Source organism: Sphingomonas sp. GC_Shp_6 (assembly GCF_026540835.1).
In the GTDB taxonomy this organism is placed as follows: domain Bacteria; phylum Pseudomonadota; class Alphaproteobacteria; order Sphingomonadales; family Sphingomonadaceae; genus Sphingomonas.
This window is the reverse complement of record NZ_JALNUO010000006.1, coordinates 73196-96971: the sequence shown is the minus strand read 5'-3', so window position 1 is coordinate 96971 and position 23776 is coordinate 73196. Positions and strand designations below refer to the sequence as shown.

The 23776-nt window shown below is 68.0% G+C and carries 21 protein-coding genes; 13 read left to right on the top strand and 8 right to left on the bottom strand.

The features are described 5' to 3' along the window. Positions 1–4 precede the first annotated feature (4 nt). A complete protein-coding gene (locus tag OXQ95_RS09470) occupies positions 5–793 on the top strand; it encodes an SDR family oxidoreductase (RefSeq protein ID WP_242098224.1) in 789 nt (262 codons plus the stop codon). 3 nt (positions 794–796) lie between these two features. Here OXQ95_RS09470 and OXQ95_RS09465 read toward each other — a convergent pair whose 3' ends face one another. The 3 genes from OXQ95_RS09465 to OXQ95_RS09455 are packed head-to-tail and all read right to left on the bottom strand — an operon-like array spanning position 797 to position 3778. Next, positions 797–1228 carry a type II toxin-antitoxin system VapC family toxin gene (locus OXQ95_RS09465; RefSeq protein WP_267381329.1) on the bottom strand — a complete coding sequence of 144 codons (432 nt, stop codon included), beginning with the start codon at positions 1226–1228 and terminating at the stop codon, positions 797–799. Then, positions 1228–1473 carry a type II toxin-antitoxin system prevent-host-death family antitoxin gene (locus OXQ95_RS09460; RefSeq protein ID WP_267381328.1) on the bottom strand — a complete coding sequence of 82 codons (246 nt, stop codon included), beginning with the start codon at positions 1471–1473 and terminating at the stop codon, positions 1228–1230. The genes OXQ95_RS09465 and OXQ95_RS09460 overlap by 1 nt, the downstream gene beginning before the upstream one ends. Positions 1474–1519: 46 nt before the next feature. Then, complete coding sequence (locus OXQ95_RS09455) at positions 1520–3778, bottom strand: NADP-dependent malic enzyme (protein WP_267381327.1); 2259 nt, start codon at positions 3776–3778, stop codon at positions 1520–1522. A 146-nt stretch (positions 3779–3924) separates the two neighbouring features. Here OXQ95_RS09455 and mutS point away from each other — a divergent pair, with 146 nt between their 5' ends. The 3 genes from mutS (at position 3925) to OXQ95_RS09440 (ending at position 9570) form a co-directional block, all read left to right on the top strand. Next, positions 3925–6510 carry a DNA mismatch repair protein MutS gene (mutS, locus tag OXQ95_RS09450; RefSeq protein WP_267381382.1) on the top strand — a complete coding sequence of 862 codons (2586 nt, stop codon included), beginning with the start codon at positions 3925–3927 and terminating at the stop codon, positions 6508–6510. Positions 6511–6622: 112 nt separating this feature from the next. Further along, the gene (locus OXQ95_RS09445; RefSeq protein ID WP_242098220.1) at positions 6623–6778 is read left to right on the top strand and encodes a hypothetical protein; all 156 of its coding nucleotides are present in this window, start codon (positions 6623–6625) and stop codon (positions 6776–6778) included. A gap of 44 nt (positions 6779–6822) precedes the next feature. Further along, the gene (locus tag OXQ95_RS09440) at positions 6823–9570 is read left to right on the top strand and encodes a [protein-PII] uridylyltransferase (protein WP_267381326.1); all 2748 of its coding nucleotides are present in this window, start codon (positions 6823–6825) and stop codon (positions 9568–9570) included. A 24-nt stretch (positions 9571–9594) separates the two neighbouring features. Here the strand turns inward: OXQ95_RS09440 and OXQ95_RS09435 are convergent, their stop codons facing one another. From OXQ95_RS09435 to OXQ95_RS09420, 4 genes are all read right to left on the bottom strand, one after another. Then, positions 9595–12471 (bottom strand): TonB-dependent receptor, encoded by a 2877-nt coding sequence (locus tag OXQ95_RS09435; protein ID WP_267381325.1) that lies wholly within the window; start codon positions 12469–12471, stop codon positions 9595–9597. A 236-nt stretch (positions 12472–12707) separates the two neighbouring features. Further along, positions 12708–13241: a translation initiation factor IF-3 gene (infC, locus tag OXQ95_RS09430; RefSeq protein ID WP_242098217.1), complete on the bottom strand. Its 534-nt coding sequence runs from the start codon at positions 13239–13241 to the stop codon at positions 12708–12710. A gap of 97 nt (positions 13242–13338) precedes the next feature. Further along, the gene (gene thrS, locus OXQ95_RS09425; protein WP_267381324.1) at positions 13339–15345 is read right to left on the bottom strand and encodes a threonine--tRNA ligase; all 2007 of its coding nucleotides are present in this window, start codon (positions 15343–15345) and stop codon (positions 13339–13341) included. A gap of 499 nt (positions 15346–15844) precedes the next feature. Beyond that, complete coding sequence (locus tag OXQ95_RS09420) at positions 15845–16663, bottom strand: LD-carboxypeptidase (protein WP_267381323.1); 819 nt, start codon at positions 16661–16663, stop codon at positions 15845–15847. Positions 16664–16715: 52 nt separating this feature from the next. On the opposite strand from OXQ95_RS09420, the gene OXQ95_RS09415 reads away from it, so the two are divergent. From OXQ95_RS09415 to OXQ95_RS09375, 9 genes are all read left to right on the top strand, one after another. Beyond that, positions 16716–18146 carry a Mur ligase family protein gene (locus OXQ95_RS09415; RefSeq protein ID WP_267381322.1) on the top strand — a complete coding sequence of 477 codons (1431 nt, stop codon included), beginning with the start codon at positions 16716–16718 and terminating at the stop codon, positions 18144–18146. A 34-nt stretch (positions 18147–18180) separates the two neighbouring features. Then, the gene (locus tag OXQ95_RS09410; protein WP_242098213.1) at positions 18181–18435 is read left to right on the top strand and encodes a DUF6356 family protein; all 255 of its coding nucleotides are present in this window, start codon (positions 18181–18183) and stop codon (positions 18433–18435) included. Between the two features lie 70 nt (positions 18436–18505). Continuing rightward, positions 18506–18910 (top strand): hypothetical protein, encoded by a 405-nt coding sequence (locus OXQ95_RS09405; RefSeq protein WP_267381321.1) that lies wholly within the window; start codon positions 18506–18508, stop codon positions 18908–18910. Then, positions 18907–19110, top strand: a complete 204-nt coding sequence (locus tag OXQ95_RS09400) for a helix-turn-helix transcriptional regulator (RefSeq protein WP_267381320.1) — start codon at positions 18907–18909, stop codon at positions 19108–19110. The genes OXQ95_RS09405 and OXQ95_RS09400 overlap by 4 nt, the downstream gene beginning before the upstream one ends. 21 nt (positions 19111–19131) lie before the next feature. Continuing rightward, positions 19132–19854, top strand: coding sequence for an alpha/beta hydrolase (locus OXQ95_RS09395; protein WP_242098210.1), 723 nt, complete (start codon positions 19132–19134; stop codon positions 19852–19854). Then, positions 19851–20654 (top strand): tetratricopeptide repeat protein, encoded by an 804-nt coding sequence (locus OXQ95_RS09390; protein WP_267381319.1) that lies wholly within the window; start codon positions 19851–19853, stop codon positions 20652–20654. Before OXQ95_RS09395 ends, OXQ95_RS09390 begins: the two co-directional genes overlap by 4 nt. Before the next feature lie 79 nt (positions 20655–20733). Beyond that, a complete protein-coding gene (locus OXQ95_RS09385) occupies positions 20734–21168 on the top strand; it encodes a VOC family protein (protein ID WP_267381318.1) in 435 nt (144 codons plus the stop codon). Beyond that, positions 21168–21902, top strand: coding sequence for a hydroxyacylglutathione hydrolase (gene gloB, locus OXQ95_RS09380; RefSeq protein WP_267381317.1), 735 nt, complete (start codon positions 21168–21170; stop codon positions 21900–21902). The genes OXQ95_RS09385 and gloB overlap by 1 nt, the downstream gene beginning before the upstream one ends. 25 nt (positions 21903–21927) lie before the next feature. After that, on the top strand, positions 21928–22338 hold the full coding sequence (locus tag OXQ95_RS09375; RefSeq protein ID WP_242098206.1) for a hypothetical protein: 411 nt from the start codon (positions 21928–21930) through the stop codon (positions 22336–22338). Positions 22339–22475: 137 nt separating this feature from the next. Here the strand turns inward: OXQ95_RS09375 and hslU are convergent, their stop codons facing one another. Further along, positions 22476–23771, bottom strand: coding sequence for an ATP-dependent protease ATPase subunit HslU (gene hslU, locus OXQ95_RS09370; RefSeq protein WP_267381316.1), 1296 nt, complete (start codon positions 23769–23771; stop codon positions 22476–22478). Between the last annotated feature and the right edge of the window lie 5 nt (positions 23772–23776).

Sequence of the window (23776 nt, the reverse complement as noted above, 5' to 3'; positions counted from 1 at the left end):
AACCATGGACACGACCAATCTCTTCCGCCTCGACGGCCGGGTCGCGCTCGTCACCGGCGGTTCGCGCGGGATCGGCAAGATGATCGCGGCGGGCTTCATCGCGCAGGGCGCGAAGGTCTATATCTCGTCGCGCAAGGCCGCCGCCTGCGAGGAAACCGCCGCGCAGCTCGGGCCGAACTGCATCCCCCTGCCCCAGGACGTCTCGAGCGTCGCCGGCTGCAAGGCACTGGCCGAGCAATTCGCGGCGGTGGAGGACGGGCTCGACATCCTGGTCAACAATGCGGGCGCGGCCTGGGGCGAGCCGTTCGAGAATTTTCCCGAGATCGGCTGGGACAAGGTGATGGACCTGAACGTCAAATCGCCCTTCTTCCTGACGCAGGCGCTCTACGCGCCGCTGAAGGCGGCGGCGTCGCGCGAACGCCCGGCCAAGGTCATCAACATCACCTCGATCGACGGCCAGCGGCTGAACCCGTGGGAGACGTACAGCTATCACGCCTCCAAATCGGCATTGATCTACCTCACCAAGCGGATGGCGGCGCGGCTGGTGCAGGATTCGATCAACGTCACCTCGATCGCCCCCGGCGCGTTTGCCAGCGAGATGAACAAGGCCGCGCGCGACCACGGCGAGACGATCGCCAAGGGCATCCCCGCCAAGCGCATCGGCGTGGACGAGGATATGGCCGGCACCGCAATCTTCCTGGCGAGCCGCGCGGGCGATTATGTGGTGGGCGACACGATCACCGTCGATGGTGGCCTGGTGAACGCGGCGCTGGGGACAAGTATCGACGCGTGACGGTCAGCGGGCGAGCAGGCGCACGTCGAGACCAAGCGCCTGCCCGGCCGCTGCCATCGGGCCGTCGAGCGTCCACAGCGTGGCACCCGCATCGGCGGCGATCGCCAAGTGCAAGCCGTCCGCAGCACGCAGCGGCTTCGTACTGCGGGCGAGCAAGTCCGCAGCCGACGCGAAATGCCGTGGTTCGACTGAAATCAGAGTCATAGTGTCGCGCAACAGACTGCGTACGATCATCAACAGCCGCTGCCGTTCGGCAGGAGCGATGATGCCAGCCCGCGTCTTGGCTCGCAGCGCCGACGCCATCTCCGTTTCACACCAGAGACTGGCCATCATCTCTTCATCGGCCGAGGAACGAAGCCAATTCTCCGCAACCTCCGAATATAGTTCTTCGGTGTACGCGCTGACGAGGATCGACGTATCGGGATAAAGCGGCATCAAAGCTGATCTTCGAGGCGCATCCGCGAGACGAACGAGAGACCGTCGGGATCGACATAAGGCTTGGACAGTGCGCGCACCCGCCGCATCTCTTCGAAATCGATCGGTTTGCGCGGGGGCGTCTCCGGGACCAGCCGAACGACCGGCTTGCCGCGCTTGGTGATCGACACGGTCTCACCCGCCTCGACGCGCTCGATCAGCTCGCTCAACCGTGCCTTCGCGTCGGCCAATGCCACTGTCACCATCACCGCTTCCTGACCAATTACCTAGTCAGATATGGATCCGTGACCGTCACCGCGCAATCCCGCCTGCGGCGAGCACCGCGAGCGTCACCAGCTCGCTCGCCGTGCTGGTCATCGGCGCGACCTGGACGGGCTTTTCCATGCCGATCAGCATCGGCCCGATCACCGAATCGCCGCCCAATTCGCGCAGCAGCTTGGCCGAGATATGCGCCGACTGGAGGCCGGGCATGATGAGCACGTTGGCGGGCCCCGACAGCCGCGCGAACGGGTAGTTGGCGAGCTGCTTGGGATTCAGCGCCACGTCCGGCGCCATCTCGCCGTCATATTCGAAGCTCACGCGGCGCCCGTCCAGCACACCCACCGCGTCGCGCACATTGTCGACCCAGAAGCCCTTGGGGTTGCCGAAGTTGGAATAGCTGAGGAACGCGACGCGCGGCTCGTGGCCCATTCGGCGTGCGACCGCGGCGGTCTGCTCGGCGAAATCGGCGAGTTCCTCGGCGCTCGGCCGCTCGTTGATCGCGGTGTCGGCGATGAAGACGGTGTGGCTCTGCCCCACCAGCAGGTGGATACCGAACGGCGCCTTGCCGCGCACCGGGTCGATCACGCGTTTGATCTGGCGCATCGTCTCGGCATAGGTGCGGGTGATGCCGGTTATCATCGCATCGCCTTCGCCGAGCTGCAGCAGCAGCGCGCCGAAGATGTTGCGATCCTGGTTCACCATCCGCTCGCAGTCGCGGCGCAGATAGCCGCGGCGCTGCAGTCGGGCGTAGAGGAAATCGACCATCCGCGGCACCAGCGGCGAGACGCGGCTGTTGTGCAGCTCGAAGCTTTCGGGATCGGTGACGCCCAGCGCGCGCAGCCGATCGGGCACGTCGTCGCGGCCGACCAGCACGGGCGTGCCATAGCCGCCCTCGCGGAACGCGATCGCGGCGCGCAGCACCACCTCCTCCTCGCCCTCGGCGAAGATCACGCGCTTGGGATGTGCGCGCGCACCCTCATAGGCGAGCGTCAGCACCGATGTCGTGGGGTTGAGGCGCGCGCGCAGCGACTGGCGATACGCCTCCATGTCGAGAATCGGCTTGGTCGCCACGCCCGAATCCATCGCCGCGCGGGCCACCGCCATCGACACGACCTCCATCAGCCGCGGATCGAACGGTGCGGGAATGATATAGGCAGGGCCGAAGCTGTGGCTGACGCCATAAGCCAGCGCGACCTCCTCGGGAACGCGCTCGCGCGCCAGTTCGGCGATGGCATTGGCGGCGGCGATCTTCATCGCATCGTTGATGCCCGTCGCGCGCACGTCGAGCGCGCCGCGGAAGATGAAGGGAAAGCAGAGCACGTTGTTGACCTGGTTCGGATAATCCGAACGGCCCGTCGCCACGATCGCGTCGGGGCGTGCAGCCATCGCCAATTCGGGGCGGATCTCGGGCTCGGGATTGGCCATCGCGAAGATGATCGGTGCATTGGCCATATCCTTGACCATCTCGGGCTTGAGCGCACCGCCTGCGGACAGGCCCAGGAACACGTCGGCGCCTTCCAGCGCCTCGGTCAGGGTGCGACGCGTGGTCGCGGCGGCATGCGCGGATTGCCACTGGTTCACGTCGTCGCGGCCCTGATAGATCACGCCCGTCTTGTCGCACATGATGACATGATCGGAGCGCACGCCCATCGCCTTCACGAGCTCGGTACAGGCGATCGCCGCCGCGCCCGCGCCGTTCACCACCATCCGGATCTCGTCGAGCCGCCGCCCCGTCAGGCGGCACGCGTTGATGAGCCCGGCGGCGACGATGATCGCGGTGCCGTGCTGGTCGTCATGGAAGACCGGGATGTTCATCCGCTCGCGAAGCGACTGTTCGATGATGAAACATTCGGGCGCCTTGATGTCCTCGAGGTTGATGCCGCCGAAGCTCGGCTCCATCAGTTCGACCGCGTCGATGAAGCGATCGACATCCTCCGTCTTCAGCTCGATATCGATCGAATCGACGTCGGCGAAGCGCTTGAAGAGCACCGCCTTGCCCTCCATCACCGGCTTGGACGCCAGCGCGCCGAGATTGCCCATGCCCAGGATCGCGGTGCCGTTCGAGATCACCGCGACCAGATTGCCCTTGGCGGTATAATCATAGGCGGTCGCAGGATCGTCGGCGATCGCGCGCACCGGCACCGCAACGCCCGGCGAATAGGCGAGCGCCAAATCGCGCTGCGTCGCCATCGGCTTGGATGCGATGATCTCGATCTTGCCGGGGCGGCCCTCCGAATGGAACAGCAACGCCTCGCGTTCGGAGAATTGCAGGTTGTTTTCGTCGGACATGGGGCCTCGCACGGCTGGGGAGATGAACGGTCTTTACGGCGCGCACCCCGCTTCGTCACCCTTGCTGAAGCCGTAGCGGCGGTGGCGGGTTGAACGACGGGGCGGGCGATGTATCAGCGGGCATGGCCTCCCCTCCCCCCACGCCGATGATGGCCCAGTATCTGGCGTTGAAGGCCGAGGCCGAGGATTGCCTGCTGTTCTACCGGATGGGCGATTTCTTCGAACTGTTCTTCGACGATGCCCGCGTGGCGGCCGCCGTGCTCGACATCGCGCTGACCGCGCGCGGCGAACATGACGGCGAGAAGATCCCGATGTGCGGCGTGCCCGTCCATGCCGCGACCGCCTATCTCCAGCGGCTCATCAAGGCCGGCCACCGCGTCGCGATCGCCGAACAGACCGAAAGCCCGGCGGAGGCCAAAAAACGCGCCGGCAAGACGCTCGTGTCGCGCGCGATCGTGCGCGTCGTCACCGCCGGCACGCTGACCGAGGAGGCGCTGCTCGATTCGCGCGCCGACAATTGGTGCGTGGCGATCGGCGAAGCGGCGGGCGGCGTGGCGATCGCCGCCGCCGACGTTTCCACCGGCCGGTTCGAGATCGTCGAGACCGATGCCGGCGGCCTCGACGCCGAACTCGCCCGGCTGGGTGCGGCGGAGGTGATCGCCAGCGAAGGCGGCATGGGCGCGGACCGTGCCACCACGCTTCGCCCGCGCGCCGATTTCGACAGCGGCCAAGGCGAGGCACGGCTGTTGCGGCTGTACGGCGTGGCGACGCTCGACGGCTTCGGCCAGTTCGGCCGCGCTGCGCTGTCGGCGGCCGGCGGGCTCGTCGCCTATCTGGATCATACCGCCAAGGGCGCGCTGCCCTTTCTCCGCCCCCCGCGCGCGGCACGCACGGCGGAGGTGATGGCGATCGACGCCGCGACGCGCGAGAGTCTGGAGCTGACCTGCACGGTCGGCGGCACGCGCAAGGGCAGCCTGCTGGATGCGGTCGACCGCACCGTGACGGGTGCGGGCGCGCGGATGCTCGGTGGCGACGTCGGCGCGCCGCTGATGGACCGGGCGGCGATCGAGGCGCGGCTCGATCTCGTCACCTATCTCCACGACGATGCGGGCCTGCGCGAGCGGCTGCGCACGACGCTGCGCACGCTGCCGGATATCGGCCGCGCGATCGGGCGGATCGCCGCCGGTCGCGGCTCGCCGCGCGATCTCGGCCAGTTGCGCGATGGGCTGGACGGCGCCTGGGCGCTGGGCGAGCGGCTGGACGGGGTCGCCGAACCGCCGGCACTGCTGCGATCGATCGTCCCCCGGCTGCGCGGCCATGGCAGCCTGATCGACCTGCTCAAACGCGCGCTCGTACCCGCGCCGCCGATCGACGCGTCGGACGGCGGCTATATCGCCGGCGGCTATGACGTGGCGCTCGACGATTTGCGCGACACCGGCGCGGGTGGGCGGCGGGCGATCGCGGCGCTCGAGGCCGAATTCCGCGCGAACACCGGCATCGCGGTGCTCAAGATCCGCCACAACGGCGTGCTCGGCTATCATGTCGAGGTACCCGCGCGCGCCGCCGATGCGCTGATGAAGCCCGATAGCGGCTTTACCCACCGCCAGACCCTGGCCGGCGTGGTGCGCTTCAACACGCCGTCGCTCCACGACGTGGCGGCGCGGGTGGCGCAAGCCGGCGCGCACGCGCTCGCCGCCGAGGCCGCGCATCTGGAGGATCTGGTCGCCGCCGCGCTGGCGAGCCGCGAGAGCATCGCCGCCACCGCGGATGCGCTCGCCCGGCTCGACGTCGCCGCGGGCCTCGCCGAACGGGCGACCGAAGGCGGCTGGGCTCGCCCGGCTCTGGTCGATCACGCCTGTTTCGACATCACGGGCGGGCGCCACCCGGTCGTGGAGGCGGCGGTGGCGCGCAGCGGCGGGCGTTTCGTGGCGAACGACTGTATGCTGTCCGAATCGTCGCGGCTGTGGCTCGTCACCGGACCCAATATGGGCGGCAAATCGACCTTCCTGCGGCAGAACGCCTGCATCGCGGTGCTGGCGCAGGCGGGCAGCTATGTCCCGGCCGCCAGCGCGACGCTGGGGCAAGTCGATCGCCTGTTCAGTCGTGTCGGCGCGTCGGACAATCTCGCACGCGGGCGCTCCACCTTCATGGTCGAGATGGTAGAAACGGCGGCCATCCTCGCACAGGCGACGCCCAGATCCTTCGTGATCCTGGACGAGGTCGGCCGCGGCACCTCGACCTATGACGGGCTCGCCATCGCCTGGGCGGTGGTCGAGGCGATCCATGAGGACAATCGCTGCCGCTGCCTGTTCGCGACGCATTATCACGAACTGACCCGGCTGGCCGAGCGCTGCGACGCGCTGTCGCTCCATCACGTCCGCGCGCGCGAATGGAAGGGCGAGCTGGTGCTGCTCCACGAACTCGCCGAGGGGCCCGCCGATCGCAGCTATGGCATCGCGGTCGCGCGGCTGGCGGGAATGCCGCCCGCGGCGGTCGCCCGCGCCAAGGCGGTGCTCGCCAAGCTGGAGGCGGGGCGTGCCAAGACGGGCGGCCTCGCGGCGGGGCTGGACGACCTGCCGCTCTTCGCCGCAGCGGCGCAGGCGGTCGAGAGCGCGCAGGCCGAATGCGACGCGATCCGCCGCGAGGTGGAAGCGCTGGATATCGACGCCCTCACCCCGCGCGAGGCGCTCGACACGCTGTACCGTCTGAGGGCGCTCGCCCGGGACGAATGACCCCGCCATCGCCCTGCGGGGTGACGGGCAGACATAATCGTGGTTAAGCCCGTTGACGCGTTGGATGACGCCGATAAGGCGCGCGCCGACGCTCTTTCAGGATTGCAAGCCGATGGACACCTATCTTCAGGCGCTCGACCTGATGCTGCGCGCATCCGACCTGATGGAGCAGCGCGGCGAAACCGCGCTCGTCGCGCATATGGCGATGCCGATCGCGTTGCTGTCGGAACGCGTGCGCGGGGCGAGCGGCTATCCGCAGCCCGCCTGACCGGGCGATTAGACGCCGGGCGCGGGAGCCTCTATCGCAGGGCCATGCCGCTTCGTTTCGATCCGATCCCGAACCGCCGCGCGATCATCGATCATCGCGCGCTGGCCGATACGCTCGCCGCGCTGGATGCGCCTGGTAGCGTCGCGCTGCGCCGGGCCGCCGTGCCGGTGCTCAAGACCGCGCTCGACGCCGGCCGCGCCGAGATCGCGCGGCGGCTGATCGAACATCCCTCGCGCGGGCTGGAGATCGCGGGTGCGCAGGCCTATCTCACCGACCGGCTGCTGCGCGCCGCGCTCGACTTCACGCTGGCCCGTCTCCATCCACTCGCCAATCCCACGCGCGGCGAGCGGCTGACGCTGATCGCGGTGGGTGGCTATGGCCGCGGCGAGATGGCGCCGCATTCGGATGTCGACATCGGCTTTCTCACCCCCGGCAAGCAGACGCCCTGGGCCGAGCAGGTGATCGAGTCCCTGCTCTACACGCTGTGGGATCTGGGGCTGAAGATCGGCCATTCCAGCCGGTCGCTGGACGAGATGATCCGCCAGGCGAAGGCCGACATCACGGTGCGCACCGCGCTGCTGGAGGCGCGCTACGTCTGGGGCGACCGCGATCTGTATGCCGACGCCGCACGTCGCTTCAAGGCGGAGGTGCAGGCCGACACCGCCGGCAAGTTCATCGCCGACAAGCTGGCGGAGCGCGACGTGCGCCATCGCAAGATGGGCGACAGCCGCTATGTCGTCGAACCCAATGTGAAAGAGGGCAAGGGCGGCCTGCGCGACCTGCACGCGCTGTTCTGGATCGGGAAATATATCTATGACGTGCAGCGCGCCGCGCAGCTCGTCGAAACCGGGCTGCTGACCAAGGCCGAATATCGCCTGTTCCACCGCGCCGACAATTTCCTCTGGGCGGTGCGCTGCCACCTTCACGCGCTGTCCGGGCGGGCCGAGGATCGGCTGACCTTCGACATGCAGCGCGAGATCGCCGATCGGATGCGCTTCTCCGATCGGCCGGGCAAGTCGAAGGTCGAGCGGTTCATGCAATATTATTTCCTGCAGGCGCGCGCCGTGGGGAATCTGACGGGCGTGTTCCTCGCGCATCTGGACGAGAAATTTGCCAGCCGCGGGCGGCGCTTCGGCCTGCCGCACCGGCAACGCGCGCCGGGGCGGCTGAACGGGTTCGTACTTGATCGCGGGCGCCTTGCCCTGCCCGACGACGGCTTCTTCGCCGCCGATCCCGTCCGGCTGATCGAGCTGTTCGCGCTGGCGGACCGCTACGAGCTGGAGATCCACCCGCTCACGATGCGCGCCGCCGCGCGCGATGCCAAACTCGCCGACGAGATCCGCACCGATCCACGCGCGAACGCGCTGTTCCTCGACGTTCTGGCATCCCCCCGCGATCCGGAAACGGTGCTGCGCTGGATGAACGAAGCCGATGTGTTCGGCCGCTTCGTGCCCGATTTCGGGCGCGTCGTGGCGCAGATGCAGTTCGACATGTACCATCATTACACCGTGGACGAGCACACGATCCGCGCCATCGGGCTGCTCAGCCGGATCGAGCGCGGGCTGCTCTGCGACGATCATCCGCTCGCGTCCGATATCTTCGGCCAGATCGTGTCGCGTCGGGTACTCTACGTCGCCGTGCTGATCCACGACATCGCCAAGGGACGGGGCGGCGATCATTCCATCCTGGGCGCGGAGGTCGCCTGCCGGCTCTGCCCGCGGCTCGGCCTGACCGCGGCCGAGACGGAAACCGTGTCATGGCTGGTGCGCCATCACCTGCTGATGTCGGCGACGGCGTTCAAACGCGATCTGTCGGATTTCAAGACGATCCTCGATTTCTGCGACGTGGTGCAGAGCCCCGAGCGGCTGCGGCTGCTGCTGCTGCTCACCATTGTCGACATCCGCGCGGTGGGCCCGGGCGTGTGGAACGGGTGGAAGCGCCAGCTTCTTGCCGATCTCTACGAATCCGCCGAAGAGGTGCTGCGGCTGGGGCACAAGCAGCGCGGGCGCAGCGAACGGGTGGCCGCCAAACAGGCCGCGCTCGCACAGGCGCTGGGCTGGGACCCCGAGCGCTTCGCCGCGCTCGTCCACCGCCTGCCCGAGCCCTATTGGGTCGCCGAGCCGGACGACGTGCTGGTGCACAATGCCCAATTCATGGCGCGCGCAGGCGACGCGCCGCTCGCGATCGACGTGCAGGTCTATCCGCAGCGCGGCGCGACGCTGGTGACGATCCATGCCGCGGATCATCCCGGCCTCTTCTACCGGATCGCGGGCGCCATCCATGTCGCGGGGGGCAACATCATCGATGCGCGGATCCACACCACGCGCGACGGCATGGCGCTCGACAATTTCCTCGTCCAGGATCCGGTCGGCCGCCCGTTCGACGACACCGCGCAGCTCGAACGGCTGCAGACCGCGATCGCCGATGCGCTCGCCAATCGCGGCAAGCTCGCCGACCGGCTCGTCGCCAAGCCGCTGCCGCGCAAGCGCGCCGAGGCGTTCGACATCGTGCCCAACGTGCTGATCGATCCCCGCGCCTCGAACCGGTTCACGGTGATCGAGGTGAATGCCCGCGACCGGCCCGCCCTGCTCAGCCAGCTCGCCAACGCGCTGTTCCAGTCGAAGGTGACGATCCATTCGGCGCATGTCGCCACCTATGGCGAGCGCGCGGTCGACACCTTCTACCTGACCGACCTGACCGGCGATCCGATCGTCGCGCCGGCGCGGCTCAAGACGCTGGAGAAACGGCTGCTGGAGGCCGCCGCCGGCACGCCGCCCGCGCTCGCCGCCTGATCCGGGCGGCGAGCGCGCGTCGCATCAGAACCGCCCGCGCAGCGTGATGCCATAGGTGCGCGGCTCGGCGAGGAAGGCCGAATAAAGCGCATTGCCGGTGCCGCCGAACGCCGCGACGTTCGCCGACGATCCCGCACCCTGGAACGGGGTGTTGAACGCCACCTGGATATAGTTCTGGTTGAACACATTCTGCGCCCAGACTTCGAGCGCCCAGATCTGGTTCTTGCCGCGCAGGCCGATGCGCGCATTCACGATCGCGAAGCCATCCTGCTTCTTCTCGGGCGCCAGATCCGAGCCCGTGTTATAGTCCGACGTCAGGCGGCTATCGACATAGAGCAGCCCCGAAAGGCCGTTATGGCCGAGATCGGGCGTCCACGCGAACGAGGTGGTGACGACATTGTCGGGCGCGTTCGACAATTGGCTGCCCGGCAGCAGGAACAGCGCACGGTCGAGCGGTTCGCCGGTGGTCGAGCTGCCGACCAGATTGCGGCTGAACCGGGCATGCGAATAGGTGTAGCCCGCGGTGAACTGCACCTGGCGGATCGGGCTGATCGTCGCCTCCAGTTCCACGCCCTGCGACACGACGCCCGGCTTGTCCGACCGGTTCACGGCACAAGCGCCGGTCTGTGCGCCGGTTACCGGGTTGAAGCCGTTGTCGCTGTCGGCGCCGTTCAGGCTGTCCTTGCACGCCTCGATATTCTGCACGACGAAGATCGAGCCGTTGAAGGTGTTCAACTGGAAATCCTTGAACTCCTCGCGGAACGCCGCGACGTTCAGCGTGAAACCGGGCGTGTTGAACTTGGCGCCGATCTCGTAATTGTTCACCTTTTCCGAATTGAAGCGCAGGCCCGGCGCGTCCGCATTGGACCGCCCCGAAAGCACGCCGTTCACGCCGCCCAGATCGGACCGGTCGAGATTATAGCCGCCCGCCTTGTAGCCCTTGGCATAGGACACATAGGTCAGCAGCTTGGGCGTCGGCTTCCACGACAGCACCGCGGTGCCCGTGAATTCGCCGTCGCCGAAGCTGTCGGACGGATTGAGCGCGTTCAGCGCCGAACTCGAATTGCCCGTGCAGGTGAGCGTCACGATGCCTTGCGCGAACGCGGTCGCGCCGCTCTGCGACATGGTGAGCGGGGCGAGTGCGGCCTGCTGGATCGGGCAGACGGTGTTGTTGTTGTTGAACTTCGCGCTGAACGCCTTGCGCTCGTGCGTGTAGCGCAGCCCCCCGGTGATCGACAGCGTGTCGGTGATGTGGAGGATGTTGTGCGTGAAGAACGCATAATTCTCACTGTCCTGCCGGTAGATCGAGCCCGAATCGCCGACATTGTTCACGCCGCCGCCGAGGCCGGGGCCACCCGTCAGCCGGTCGAGCGCCGAGGTGATGAGCCCGCCCGCCGCGCCGAACGCGCCGGTGAGCGTCGCCCGGCCCGCTGCGCTGAGGCAGCCCGGCGCGTTCTGGTTCTGGAGCGCCACCACGGGGCTGACTGTCGCCACGAGGCGGCAGGCCGCGAACTGACCATATTGCGAACCGAAGACCGCATTGTCGACGAGCTTCAGATTCTCCTTCGAATAGAAGCCGCCGACGAGCCAGTCGAGCTTGCCCGAGAACAGCGAACCCTGGAGCCGCGCCTCCTGCGTGAACGTGTGGAACTGGCGATACGCATTCCCGTCCGCGGCGCGGTGCGTGAGATCGATATTGGTGTAGTCGATGTCGCTGGCGTTGCCGGCCTTGTATTCGCGGTAGGCGGTGATCGAAGTGAGCGTCGCGCCGCCCAGATCCCAATCGGCCTGCACCGATCCGCCATAATCCTTGGTGACGTTCCGATAGGTCTGGCCGGGCGTCACCGCGACCTCGCGGTTGAACGGGTTGCTGGTGCTGCCGGCCAGCGGGTAGGCCGCGCCCTGGCGGCGCAGGATGTCGACGATGCGGTTCGACGCGTTGGTCACCACCGCATGGTCGGCGTTGGTCGTGGCGAAATAGGGCGCGACGCCCGCGGCGTTCGCGGTCGGGTCGGTGGTTTCCGCCTGGCTGTAATAGACCGCGCCGCAGCAGCTTTCGTTGCGCCGCGAATAGTCGCCGATCATGCGGAAGCTGAGCGAGTCCGTGGGTTTGAAGAGCAATTGGCCGCGGACGAAATAGCGGTTGCGATCGTTGATCCGGGCCTCGCTGCCATTGGCGGCGGTGACGTTGCGGTAGAAGCCGTCGCGGTTGACGGCCACGCCGTCCAGGCGGAACGCGAGCACGTCCTTGATGATCGGCCCGGTGATGCCGGCGGCCTCGCGGAACTGGTTGTAGTTGCCGTAGGTGAATTCGCCGTTGCCGTGCCAGTCGAACTCCGGCGCGCGCGTGATGATGTTGATGAGGCCGGCCGATGCATTGCGGCCGAACAGTGTGCCCTGGGGCCCGCGTAGCACCTCGACCCGGTCGATCTCGCCCAGCTCGTTGAGGCCGACGCCGGTGCGGCTGCGATAGACGCCGTCGATGAACACCGCGACCGAGCTTTCGAGGCCGGGATTGTCGCCGACGGTGCCGATGCCGCGGATGCGCGCCGATGCATTCGATTCGCTGCCGGTGGACGAGATCAGCAGCGACGGCGCGAGCTGGTTCAGCGAGCGGATGTCGTTGCCGCCCGAATTCTGGAGCGCCGCCTGGCCCACCGCGGACACTGCGATTGGCACGTTCGACAGCCGCTCGGACCGGCGTGTCGCGGTCACGATGATGTCCCCTTCGTTGACCGAACGCGACGGCGCGGCGGGGTCGACATTGCCGGCGGTCGTCACGTCGGTGGGCGACACGGGCTGCGTCTGCGGCTGCGCCGGCGACGAGGGAACGTCTTGTGCGAAAGCCGGTACGGCGATCGCCATCGTGGCCGCAGACAGAAGAAGGGCGGTCGTTCGCATCGTTTCAGGCTCCCCGGGATTTTTTGAATTATCGGTTTGGAGAGACCCTGACCACGCCAGCCCAATTAGTCCATGACAAATACTTCATGAAGTCGTCATTTCCCAGCCATTGTTGCAAGGATGCAACATCCGGCCGCCAAACGCGAAAAACCCGCGGCACGCGCGCGCCGCGGGTTTTTTCGTCCATCACAACAAAGCTTTGCAGGCCCGCGGCGAATCACCGCAGGGCCGGCGTATCACTTGGGCGCGAGCACCATCAGCATCTGACGGCCTTCCATGCGCGGATAGGCCTCGACCTTCGCGACCTCCGCCACATCGTCCTGCACGCGCTTCAGCAGATTCATGCCGAGCTGGCCGTGCGAAAGCTCGCGGCCGCGGAAGCGCAGGGTGATCTTCACCTTGTCGCCTTCGCCGATGAAGTCGTTCACCTTCTTCATCTTGGTGTCGTAATCATGGTCGTCGATGTTCGGACGCATCTTGATCTCCTTGATCTCCTGCGTCTTCTGCGACTTGCGGGCGAGATTCGCCTTTTTCTGCGCCTCGTATTTGAACTTGCCGACATCGAGGAACTTGGCGACGGGCGGATCGGCGTTGGGCGACACCTCGACCAGGTCCAGGCCGTGCTCGGCCGCCTGCTCGATCGCCTCGCGCGTGTACATCACGCCCAGATTCTCACCCTCGTGATCGATCACGCGGACTTTGGGGCTGACGATGAATTCGTTGAATCGCGGGCCGTTCATGGCAGGGGCCTGCATCGGCCGGCGCATCATGGGAGGACGTATGGGTTCTGCTCCTGTGGTTGTTCACACTGGTATTTGGGCGCAGCCATAGCCGAAAACGGGCGCTCCGGATAGCCGCGCCGTCGCCTCATCGCATATCGGGGGCGCGGGCCTCGTCCGCAAGGCGCGCCGTCGCCGCCGCGAGCGTCAGCATCTCCTGCCCCTGGCTGCCCAGCCGGCGCACCGCGACCGTTCCCTCGTCCGCCTCGCGCTTGCCGACCACGAGCAGCACCGGCACCTTCGCCAGGCTGTGCTCGCGCACCTTGTAGTTGATCTTCTCGTTGCGCAGATCGGTTTCGACGCGCAGCCCCGCCGCGCGCAGCTCGGCCGCCACCTGCCCGGCATAATCGTCCGCATCCGACACGATCGTCGCCACCACCACCTGCACCGGCGCCAGCCAGAGCGGGAAGCGCCCGGCATGATGCTCGATCAGGATGCCGATGAAGCGTTCGAACGTGCCGAGGATCGCGCGGTGCAGCATCACCGGCCGATGCCGCTCGCCATCCGCGCCGACATAGCTCGCATCGAGCCGTTCGGGCAGCACGCGATCGGACTGGATCGTGCCGACCTGCCATGTCCGCCCGATCGCGTCGGTCAGGTGGAATTCGAGCTTGGGCGCGTAGAAGGCCCCCTCGCCCGGCAGTTCCTCGAACTTCGCCTTGATCGCGTCGGACAGGTTGGAGCCCTGCACCGCCTCGCGCAGCTCGGCCTCCGCCTTGTCCCACATCGCCTCGGAGCCGAAGCGCTTCTCGGGGCGCAACGCCAGCTTCACCGCATAATCCTCGAAGCCGAGATCGCGATAGACGCTGTCGAGCAGCTCGCAGAACGCCTGCACCTCGCCGACGAGCTGGTCCTCCGCGGTGAAGATGTGCGCGTCGTCCTGCGTGAACTGGCGCACGCGCATGATGCCGTGCAGCGCGCCGTGCGGCTCGTTGCGGTGGCAGCAGCCGAATTCGGCCAGGCGCAGCGGCAGGTCGCGATAGGATTTGATCCCCTGGCGGAAGATCAGGACGTGCGCGGGGCAGTTCATCGGCTTCAGCGCCATCAGATCGGCGTCGCCGGTCAGGATCGCACCCTCGTCCTCGGGATTGGGGATCTCGTCGGGAACGACGAACATGTTCTCGCGATATTTGCCCCAATGGCCAGACTGTTCCCACTGGCGCGCGTCCATGAGCTGCGGCGTCTTCACCTCCTCATAGCCCGCAGCGTCGAGCCGGCGGCGCATATAGGCCTCGAGCTGGCGCCACAGGACGAAACCCTTGGGATGCCAGAACACCGAGCCCTGCGCCTCGCTCTGCAGGTGGAACAGGTCCATCTCCTGCCCGATCTTGCGGTGATCGCGCTTGGCGGCCTCCTCCAGCATCGTCAGATGCGCGTCGAGCTGCTTCTTGTTCAGCCAGCCGGTGCCGTAGATGCGGCTGAGCATCGCGTTCTTCTGGTCGCCGCGCCAATAGGCGCCGCTGACGCGCGTCAGCTTGAACGCCTGCGGATCGAGCTTGCCCGTCGAGACCATATGGGGGCCGCGGCACATGTCGAGCCATTCGCCCTGGCGGTAGATCGTCAGCTCCTCGCCCTCGGGCAGCTCGGCGGCCCATTCGGCCTTGAAGCGCTCGCCCTGTTCGGTCCAGCGGTCGATCAGTTGCTGCCGGCTCCACACTTCGCGCACGAAGGGTTCGTTGCGGGCGATGATCGCGCGCATCTCCGCCTCAATCGCGGGCAGATCCTCGTCGGTGAAGGGGCGGTCCTTGGGGGCGAAGTCGTAATAGAATCCGTCGTCGGTCGCCGGGCCGAAGGTGATCTGCGTGCCCGGAAACAGATGCTGCACCGCCTCGGCCATGACGTGCGCCAGATCGTGGCGGACGAGTTCGAGCGCATCGGCCTCGTCCCTGGCGGTGACGAGCGCGAGCTGCGTGTCGCCCTCGAACGGACGGTTCAGGTCGCGCACCTGCCCGTCGATGCGCGCGGCCAGCGCGGCCTTGGCGAGCCCCGGCCCGATCGCGGCGGCCACGTCCGCCGGGGTGGTTCCCGGCGCCACTTCGCGGACGGAACCGTCGGGCAGCGTGATGCGGAACAACTCGGCCAATTGGGCGGACATGACGGACTTTCGTGATCGGGATTGCGGTGCGGCCAGATGCCGCGGGGTCGTATACGCAAGGATTGCCGCGCGGTCACGACCCCAAGCGGAGGACGCGAAGTGGAGGAAGTGGAGGCGTGGAAACGGTGTTTCCACTTCGCGCGGGCGGGGCGGCGGCGGGAAGGACTCGGTAGGGGCTCATGGGTGGAGCCTGACGCAAACCCGGCGTGTAGGACAGGGCCGATCCATCGTTCCCCGGCGAAGGCCGGGGCCCATCTGGGGGACATGATGTGTCTACGGGCGCGCTTCGTCACGATGGCCTTCCCAACTGGGCCCCGGCCTTCGCCGGGGAACGGTTGCGCTGGCGCCCCCTTAGAGTCCGATGACGTTACTTCGATCCGTTCGCCCTGAGCTTGTCGAAGGGCCTGCACCGACTGCGAAGGCACCCGCGGGGAGCGCGTGCTTCGACAGGCTCAGCACGAACGGATTTGATGATCCGATCAAGCTAATGTCATGTCGCTCACGCCACCCCGAACGGCACCACCCGGTTGATGTTGCTATGCCCCACCACCGCGCTCCTCAGAAACGGCACGCGCATCTCGGCGCACCAGCGGCGGATCATCGTCTCGGGCGTCTCGGCCCAGGGCGGGTCGTTCGCCACCACCTCGCTGATCGCGCCCAGCCGCACGCCGGCGATCCCCTTCAACTGCGTCGCATGCGCCATCGTGAACAGCATCCGGTCGATGCGGTACAGCGGCTCGGATACCTCTTCGATCAGCAGCACATGGTCGGTCAGGTCGGGCAGATAGGGCGTGCCGATCAGCGCGGCGAGGATCGACAGGTTGAATGCCGCCGCCGGCCGCGTGCCCAGCCCCGGCTCCAGCCCCTGCCGGTCGCGCGCGGTCAGCCAGCCAAGCGCGCGCGCCAGACACACATCGCCGCCGTCGCGATCGATATCGACCGGCATCGGCCCGTGCACCGGCCGACCGATCCGCGCGGCATAGAGCGCACCGAGCAGGAACCCCATGTCCGAATAGCCCATATAGGTCTTGGTGCGCGCCGCCGGCCCCAGGCGCGGCATGACCTCGGCGAGGATGCGGTTCGACCCGTAACCGCCGCGCGCGAACCAGATCGCGTCGAAGCCCGGATCGTTCGCGTATTCGAGAAAGGCCGCGGCGCGGCGCGCGTCCGGGCCGGCGAAATGGCCGCCGTCGCTTTCGAAACATTGCGGGTGGAAGACGATCTCCGCGTCGGGACAGGTGATCGCGGCGAACGCCAGCGTGCGCGGTTCGACGATCGGCAGGATCGCCTTGGCGGGCGCGACGATGCCGATCCTCATGTCACCATCCCCACGACTTGCCCGCGCCCCGGCCACGCGATAGCGCAGCGCGATGCATGACGGCAATCTTTCCGGCACCTCCTGTTTCCTCGTCGGCATCGGCGGATCGGGGATGATGCCGCTGGCGATGATCCTGCGCGCGCGCGGCGCCGTCGTCGCCGGATCGGACCGCGGGCTCGACCAGGGGCGCGTGCCGGCCAAGTTCGACGCGTTGCGCGCCGCCGGCATCGCGCTCTTTCCGCAGGACGGCAGCGGCGTGGCCTCGCCCGACCAGCGCGTGATCGCCTCCGCCGCGGTGGAGCCGAGCGTGCCCGACATCGTCGCCGCGGACGCGCTCGGCTGCGCGCGCGCGACCCGTGCCGAGACGCTGGCCGCGCTGTTCGGCGCGAGCGCGCTGCCGATCGGCGTGGCGGGCACCAGCGGCAAATCGACCGTCACCGGCATGATCGGCTGGATCCTTCACGCCGCCGGCCGCGATCCGACGGTGATGAACGGCGCGGTGATGAAGAATTTCGCGAGCGCCGACGCGCCGTTCGCCAGCGCGCTCGTCGGCCGGGGCGAGGCGTTCGTCAGCGAAGTGGACGAGAGCGACGGATCGATCGCGCTCTACCGTCCGACGATCGCCGCGCTCAACAATGTCAGCCTCGATCACAAGGGGCTGGACGAGTTGCGCCAGCTCTTCGGCGATTTCGTTCGCAAGGCGGCGGTGGCGGTGGTCAATATCGGCGACGCGGAGGCCGCGCGGATCGCGGAGACGGTGGCCGCGGAGTCGCTGGTGAGCGTGGCGATCGACGCGCCCGCCGATCTGGTCGCCGAACGGCTCGTACCGGCCCCGTTCGCGATCGCGTTCGATCTGGTCGCCGGGGACGAACGGCACCGCGTGACGCTTGCGGTGCCCGGCCGCCACAACGTCGCCAACGCGCTGGTCGCGCTGGGCGCGGCGCGCGCGGCGGGCGTGCCGCTCGCCGTGGCGGTCGGCGCGATCGCGGGGTTCACCGGGCTCCGGCGGCGGTTCGATCATGTCGGCGATGCCGGCGGCGTGTCCGTGATCGACGATTTCGGGCATAATCCGGACAAGATCGCCGCGACGCTCGCCACGCTCCACGCCTTTCCCGGCCGGCTGCTGCTGCTGTTCCAGCCGCATGGCTATGGCCCGCTGCGCACGATGCGCCGCGAGCTGGTAGCGACGTTCGTGGAGGGGATGGCGGCGGGCGACCGGCTGGTGCTGCCCGATCCGGTCTATCAGGGCGGCACCGTCGCGCGCGACGTGACCAGCGCGGACATCGCCGCCGATATTACGGGCGCGGGTGGCGACGCGCGCCACATCGCGGACCGCGCCGCCGCCGCCGCCGCGCTGGTCGCCGCGGCGCGGCCGGGCGACCGCATCGTGGTGATGGGCGCGCGCGACGACACGCTGCCGCTGCTGGCGGCCGACATGCTGGCCGCGCTTGCCGCGAAGGGTGGCGAATCCGCGCATCCGTGATAGGGTGGCGGCCCGCCAACGAAAGGGTCCGCCGATGTTCCGCCGCCTGTTCCTCGACCATCCGGAAACCGTCGGCGAGACCTTCACCGAACATTTCATGGTGGCGAGCGGCTTCGGCGCGAAGATGATCGTCGGCGGCGCGGGCGCGCTGCTCCACGCCTTCGTCCCCGCGCTCTGCAAGACGAGCGGCAGCCGCACCGTCGCCGAACTCCACGCCCGCATGGTCGCCAAGCGCGGCGCGGTGCGCGCCGACCAGACGCAGATGAAGACGGTGGAATATATCATCTGACGGTGGAAAGCCTGCTTGACTGACAAGCGTGCTTGACTGTAAAGCGTCCTTCACAACGAAGGAGGCCGTGATGCGCTTTTCCCCCGCCCAGCGACGCTATAATCAACGTGTGCTGCTGCTCGGTCTCATCTATGTCGCGCTGCTGTTTCCCGCCATCTATCTGATCGGCCACGGGCTCGTCGCGGGGCCGATCGCCTATGTCGTCGGCGTGCTTCCCGCCCTGGCGGTGTCGGGATTCTTCTGGCTCATGGCGCGCTATCTGGTCGAGGAACGCGACGAATATCTCCGCATGCTGCAAGCACGCCAATTGCTGATCGCCACGGGCATCGCGCTGACGATCTCCACCATCTGGGGCTTTCTCGAAGGATTCGCGCTGGTTCCGCACCTGTACGCCTATACCTGGCCAATCATCTGGTTCGCAGGGCTCGGGATCGGTGCGGGGATCAACATCGCGATCGAGCGACGCGCGCGATGACCAATCATCTAAAACAGCTCCGCGGCGATCGCGGCTGGAGCCAAGGCGACCTGGCCGAACGGCTCGATGTGTCGCGCCAGAGCGTCAACGCGATCGAAACGGGGCGCTACGATCCCTCGCTCCCCCTCGCCTTTCGCATCGCCGAACTGTTCGAGCGGCCGATCGAACAGGTGTTCGTCAGCCCCTCGGCGGCGGGCTGACGATCGGCTAAGGGCGGCTGCATGACCGACACGCCCCGCCCCCGCCTCGCCTATCGCCTCACCCCGGGCACCGGCCCGACCGTGATCTTCCTGCCGGGCTATGCCTCCGACATGCAGGGGGCGAAGGCGCTGGCGCTGGAGGCCTGGGCGAAGGCCGAGGGGCGCGCCTTTCTGCGCTTCGATTATGGCGGCTGCGGGCAGAGCGAGGGCGATTTCGCCGACCAGACGCTGGCGGGATGGCGCGACGATGTGCTCGCGGCGATCGACGAACTCGTCGAGGGGCCGGTGGTGCTGGTCGGATCGTCGATGGGCGGGTGGCTGATGCTGCTGGCGGCCAAGGCGCGCCCCGAGCGGATCGCGGCGCTCGTCGGGATCGCGCCCGCGCCCGATTTCACCGATTGGGGCTTCACCACCGACGAGAAGATGCGGCTGCTGACCGAGGGGCGGCTCGAACGCGAGAACCCCTACGGCCCCGAGCCGACGCTCTACACCCGCGCCTTCTGGTCGTCGGGCGAGGCGAACCGGCTGATGTTCGGCGACATCGCGTTCGACGGTCCGGTGCGGCTGCTCCAGGGAATGCAGGATCGCGACGTGCCCTGGGCGCGCACGGTGCGGCTCGCCGAGATGATCCGTTCAGCCGATGTGCAGACGTGGCTGGTCAAGGACGGCGACCACCGCCTGTCGCGCGACGCCGATCGCGCGATGCTCATCCGGGCGGTCGAGGATGTGACGCCGCGCCCATGATATTCCCGATCCTCGCCGCCGCCGCGCTTCAGGCGGGTCCGCTCGCCACCCATGCCGACCGGTACGAGCGCTGCGTCGATCTGGCGCGGACCGATCCCGCCGCCGCGCGCGCCGAGGCGCTGCGCTGGCGGGCGAGCGGGGGCGCCGCGGCCAGGGGCTGCGCGGGGCTCGCCTATGCCGCCGAGAAGAACTGGGCGGCGGCGGCGGCGGAATTCGAAGCGGCGTCCGATCTCGCCAAGGACGCCCGCACCGCCACGTTCCGCGCCGAGGCGGGCAATGCGTGGCTCGCGGCGGGCGCGCCCGACAAGGCGCGCGCCGATCTGAACACGGCGCTGGATGCCGGCACGCTGACCGGGCTGGCATTGGGCGAGGCGCAGCTCGATCGCGCGCGCGCGCTGGTCGCCGCGAACGATCCGGAGGCCGCGCGCGACGATATCGACCGCGCGCTGGTGAACGCCGGCGACGATCCGCTGGCTTGGCTGTTGTCGGCCACGCTCGCGCGGCGGATGGACAATCTGCCGCGCGCCAGGGCGGATATCGCGCAGGCGCTGCGCCGCGCCGCGGACGACGCCTCGGTCCAGCTCGAGGCGGGCAACATCGCCGCGCTCGGCCATGACGAGGCGGCAGCGCGCGAGGCCTGGGCGCAGGCGGCGCGGATCCAGCCCAACGGCCCCGCCGGGCGCAGCGCGGTGGTGGCGCTACGCCAGTTCGACGTGCCCGCGGCCACCGCCGCGAACCCCGCGCCCGTCGCTCCCGCAACCGCCGCGACCCCCGCGGCCAAGCCCAAGGCGACGCGCTGAGCACACAAAATCCGCGCTGCTCGCTGGCATCGCACCCCCGCGCTCCCTAACTCCGGGTTCGACCAACCGGAGTTCGTGCATGAAATATCTCCACACCATGATCCGCGTCACCGATCCGGACGCGACGATCCGCTTCTTCACGCTGCTCGGGCTGAAGGAGGTGCGGCGGATGGAGAACGAGAAGGGCCGCTTCACGCTGATCTTCCTCGCCACGCCCGAGGACATGAACGCGCCGGGCGAGCGCGCGAACGCCGAGGTGGAGCTGACCCACAATTGGGACCCCGAACGCTATTCGGGTGGCCGCAACTTCGGCCATCTGGCGTACCGCGTGGAGAATATCTACGAGACCTGCCAGCGGCTGATGGACGCCGGCGTGACGATCAACCGTCCGCCGCGCGACGGCCATATGGCGTTCGTCCGCACGCCCGACGGCATCTCGATCGAGCTGCTGCAGGACGGCGTGCTCGAACCCGCCGAGCCCTGGTCGTCGATGCCCAACACGGGGGAATGGTGATGGCCAAGGATCTGGAGATCGTCCGCGTCCCCGTGCTGGCGGACAATTATGCCTGGCTGATCTACGATCCGACGACCGCGGATGCCGCCGTCGTCGATCCGGGCGACGCCGGCCCGGTGCTCGCCGAGGCCAAGGCGCGCGGCTGGCACGTCTCGCAGGTGTGGACGACGCATTGGCACCCCGACCATACCGACGGCAACGCGGCGATGAAGGCGGCGGGCGCCACCGTCACCGGCCCGCGCGCCGAGGCGGCCAAGATCCCGACGCTCGACACGATGATCGGCGAAGGCGATGTCGTCCGTCTCGGCACCTTCACCGGCAAGGTGATGGCGGTGCCGGGCCACACGGCGGGGCACATCGCCTTCCATTTCGAGGAACTCGGCGCGCTGTTCACCGGCGACACGCTGTTCGCGATGGGCTGCGGCCGGCTGTTCGAGGGCACGGCCGAGCAGATGTTCGCCAATTTCCAGCGCTATGCCGCGCTGCCCGATGACACCAAGGTCTATTGCGGGCATGAATATACCGCCTCCAACGCCGCCTTCGCGGTGACGGCGGAGCCCGACAATGCCGCGATCGCCGAACGCCGGATCGCGGTCGACGGGATGCGTGCCGAGGGCGAGGCTACGATCCCGACGACGATCGGGCTGGAACGCGCGACCAATCCGTTCCTGCGCGCGACGACGCCCGAGCGATTTGCCGAGCTGCGTGCAGCCAAGGACGACTTCAAGGGTTGAGCGCGAGGGGGAACAGGAGTTTGCGATGAAAACCATGGTCTTGCTCCCCCTTCTCGGCCTCGCGGCCTGCGTCCAGACACCCGGCGAGCGCGCACGCGCCGCGCAGGATCAGGCAGCGCAGCAGCAGAAGCTCGCGACCGCGCTGGCGGGCCTCACCCCCGGCGAACCCACGAGCTGCATCGACCAGATCCAGTTGCGCTCGGGCAGCAACGTGCAGGCCTATGGATCGACGCTCGTCTACACGGTCAGCCCTCGGTTGAAATACCGCACGGATACGGCAGGCGGCTGCGAGGGCGTCGGCAACGACGACATCCTCATCACCAGCACGCCCACCACCCAATTGTGCCGCGGCGACATCGCCCGCACCGTTGACCGCACCAGCCGCTTTCCGAACGGCAGCTGCAGCTTTGGCGCGTTCATCCCCTATCGGCGGTGACGTTCAGAGCGGTACGAGGTTCGTTTGATCCCCTGACCTCCGTTCGTGCCGAGCTTGTCGAAGCACGCTCTCCCCGGTGGAGCCTTATCCTGCAACACGGGCTCAGGGCGAACGGAACAGGGTGACGTGATCCCATCCTAGAGCACGAAGCGGCTGAGATCGGTGTTGCGCGCGAGGGCGGCGAGTTGCGCGTCGACATAGGCACCGTCCACCGTCACGTGCGTGCCCTGCCGGTCTTCGGCATCGAAGCTCACCTCCTCGAGCAGCTTCTCCATCACCGTCTGCAGCCGGCGCGCGCCGATATTCTCGATATCGGCGTTCACCTCGGCGGCGATGCGCGCGATCGCGGCGATGCCGTCCTCGGTGAAATCGACGCTGACGCCCTCGGTCGCGATCAGCGCCTTGTACTGCGCGGGCAGCGACGCTTTGGTATCCGACAGGATCGCCACGAAATCGCTCTCGGTCAGGCCCTTCAGCTCGACGCGGATCGGCAGGCGGCCCTGAAGCTCGGGCAGCAGGTCGCTGGGCTTGGCGACGTGGAACGCACCGCTGGCGATGAAGAGGATGTGGTCGGTCTTCATCGGCCCATATTTGGTGGCGACGGTGGTGCCCTCGATCAGCGGCAGCAGGTCGCGCTGAACGCCCTCGCGGCTGACCGATCCGCCGCGCACGTCGCTCACCGCGATCTTGTCGATCTCGTCGAGGAACACGATCCCGTTCGCCTCGGCATCGGCCAAGGCGGTGCGCGCGACATCGTCCTGGTCGAGGCGCTTGTCCGCCTCCTCCTCCACCAGCTTCTCCCACGCCGAGGGCACGGTCAGCTTGCGGCGCTTCAGCGGCTGGCCACCGCCGAACGACTTCATCATCTCGCCGAGGTTTATCATCTGCGGCGCGCCGCCGGGGATCTCGAACGGCGTGGACTGGGCCTGTTCCACCTCGATCTCGATCTCGGTCGAATCGAGATGACCGTCGGCGAAGCGCTGCTTGAAGCTCTCGCGCGTGGCGGCGCTCGAATCCTTGCCGACCAGCGCGTCGAGCAGCCGCTTCATCGCCGCCTCCTCCGCCTTGTCCTTCACCGCGGCGCGGCGGCGCTCGCGCTCAAGCCGGATCGCTTCCTCCACCAGGTCGCGCGCGATCTGCTCCACGTCGCGGCCGACATAGCCGACCTCGGTGAACTTGGTCGCCTCCACCTTCACGAACGGCGCGTCGGCGAGCTTCGCCAGACGGCGGCTGATCTCGGTCTTGCCGCAGCCGGTGGGCCCGATCATCAGGATGTTCTTGGGCGTCACCTCGTCGCGCAGGTCGGCGGAGAGCTGCTGACGGCGCCAGCGGTTGCGCATCGCGACCGCGACCGCGCGCTTGGCGTCGGCCTGGCCGATGATGTGCGCATCGAGCGCGGCGACGATGGCCTTGGGGGTGAGGGCTTCGTTCATCAGAT

Excerpts from the sequence above, each read along its gene's own strand:
- gloB (WP_267381317.1), top strand. The coding sequence starts at position 21,168 with ATGGCCAAGGATCTGGAGATCGTCCGCGTCCCCGTGCTGGCGGACAAT.
- OXQ95_RS09445 (WP_242098220.1), top strand. The coding sequence starts at position 6,623 with ATGGACACCTATCTTCAGGCGCTCGACCTGATGCTGCGCGCATCCGAC.
- OXQ95_RS09400 (WP_267381320.1), top strand. The coding sequence starts at position 18,907 with ATGACCAATCATCTAAAACAGCTCCGCGGCGATCGCGGCTGGAGCCAA.
- infC (WP_242098217.1), bottom strand. The coding sequence starts at position 13,241 with ATGATGCGCCGGCCGATGCAGGCCCCTGCCATGAACGGCCCGCGATTC.
- OXQ95_RS09420 (WP_267381323.1), bottom strand. The coding sequence starts at position 16,663 with ATGAGGATCGGCATCGTCGCGCCCGCCAAGGCGATCCTGCCGATCGTC.
- OXQ95_RS09455 (WP_267381327.1), bottom strand. The coding sequence starts at position 3,778 with ATGTCCGACGAAAACAACCTGCAATTCTCCGAACGCGAGGCGTTGCTG.
- OXQ95_RS09410 (WP_242098213.1), top strand. The coding sequence starts at position 18,181 with ATGTTCCGCCGCCTGTTCCTCGACCATCCGGAAACCGTCGGCGAGACC.
- OXQ95_RS09440 (WP_267381326.1), top strand. The coding sequence starts at position 6,823 with ATGCCGCTTCGTTTCGATCCGATCCCGAACCGCCGCGCGATCATCGAT.
- OXQ95_RS09460 (WP_267381328.1), bottom strand. The coding sequence starts at position 1,473 with ATGGTGACAGTGGCATTGGCCGACGCGAAGGCACGGTTGAGCGAGCTG.
- OXQ95_RS09390 (WP_267381319.1), top strand. The coding sequence starts at position 19,851 with ATGATATTCCCGATCCTCGCCGCCGCCGCGCTTCAGGCGGGTCCGCTC.
- thrS (WP_267381324.1), bottom strand. The coding sequence starts at position 15,345 with ATGTCCGCCCAATTGGCCGAGTTGTTCCGCATCACGCTGCCCGACGGT.
- OXQ95_RS09465 (WP_267381329.1), bottom strand. The coding sequence starts at position 1,228 with ATGCCGCTTTATCCCGATACGTCGATCCTCGTCAGCGCGTACACCGAA.
- OXQ95_RS09405 (WP_267381321.1), top strand. The coding sequence starts at position 18,506 with ATGCGCTTTTCCCCCGCCCAGCGACGCTATAATCAACGTGTGCTGCTG.
- OXQ95_RS09470 (WP_242098224.1), top strand. The coding sequence starts at position 5 with ATGGACACGACCAATCTCTTCCGCCTCGACGGCCGGGTCGCGCTCGTC.
- OXQ95_RS09375 (WP_242098206.1), top strand. The coding sequence starts at position 21,928 with ATGAAAACCATGGTCTTGCTCCCCCTTCTCGGCCTCGCGGCCTGCGTC.
- OXQ95_RS09395 (WP_242098210.1), top strand. The coding sequence starts at position 19,132 with ATGACCGACACGCCCCGCCCCCGCCTCGCCTATCGCCTCACCCCGGGC.
- OXQ95_RS09385 (WP_267381318.1), top strand. The coding sequence starts at position 20,734 with ATGAAATATCTCCACACCATGATCCGCGTCACCGATCCGGACGCGACG.
- OXQ95_RS09435 (WP_267381325.1), bottom strand. The coding sequence starts at position 12,471 with ATGCGAACGACCGCCCTTCTTCTGTCTGCGGCCACGATGGCGATCGCC.
- mutS (WP_267381382.1), top strand. The coding sequence starts at position 3,925 with ATGATGGCCCAGTATCTGGCGTTGAAGGCCGAGGCCGAGGATTGCCTG.
- OXQ95_RS09415 (WP_267381322.1), top strand. The coding sequence starts at position 16,716 with ATGCATGACGGCAATCTTTCCGGCACCTCCTGTTTCCTCGTCGGCATC.
- hslU (WP_267381316.1), bottom strand. The coding sequence starts at position 23,771 with ATGAACGAAGCCCTCACCCCCAAGGCCATCGTCGCCGCGCTCGATGCG.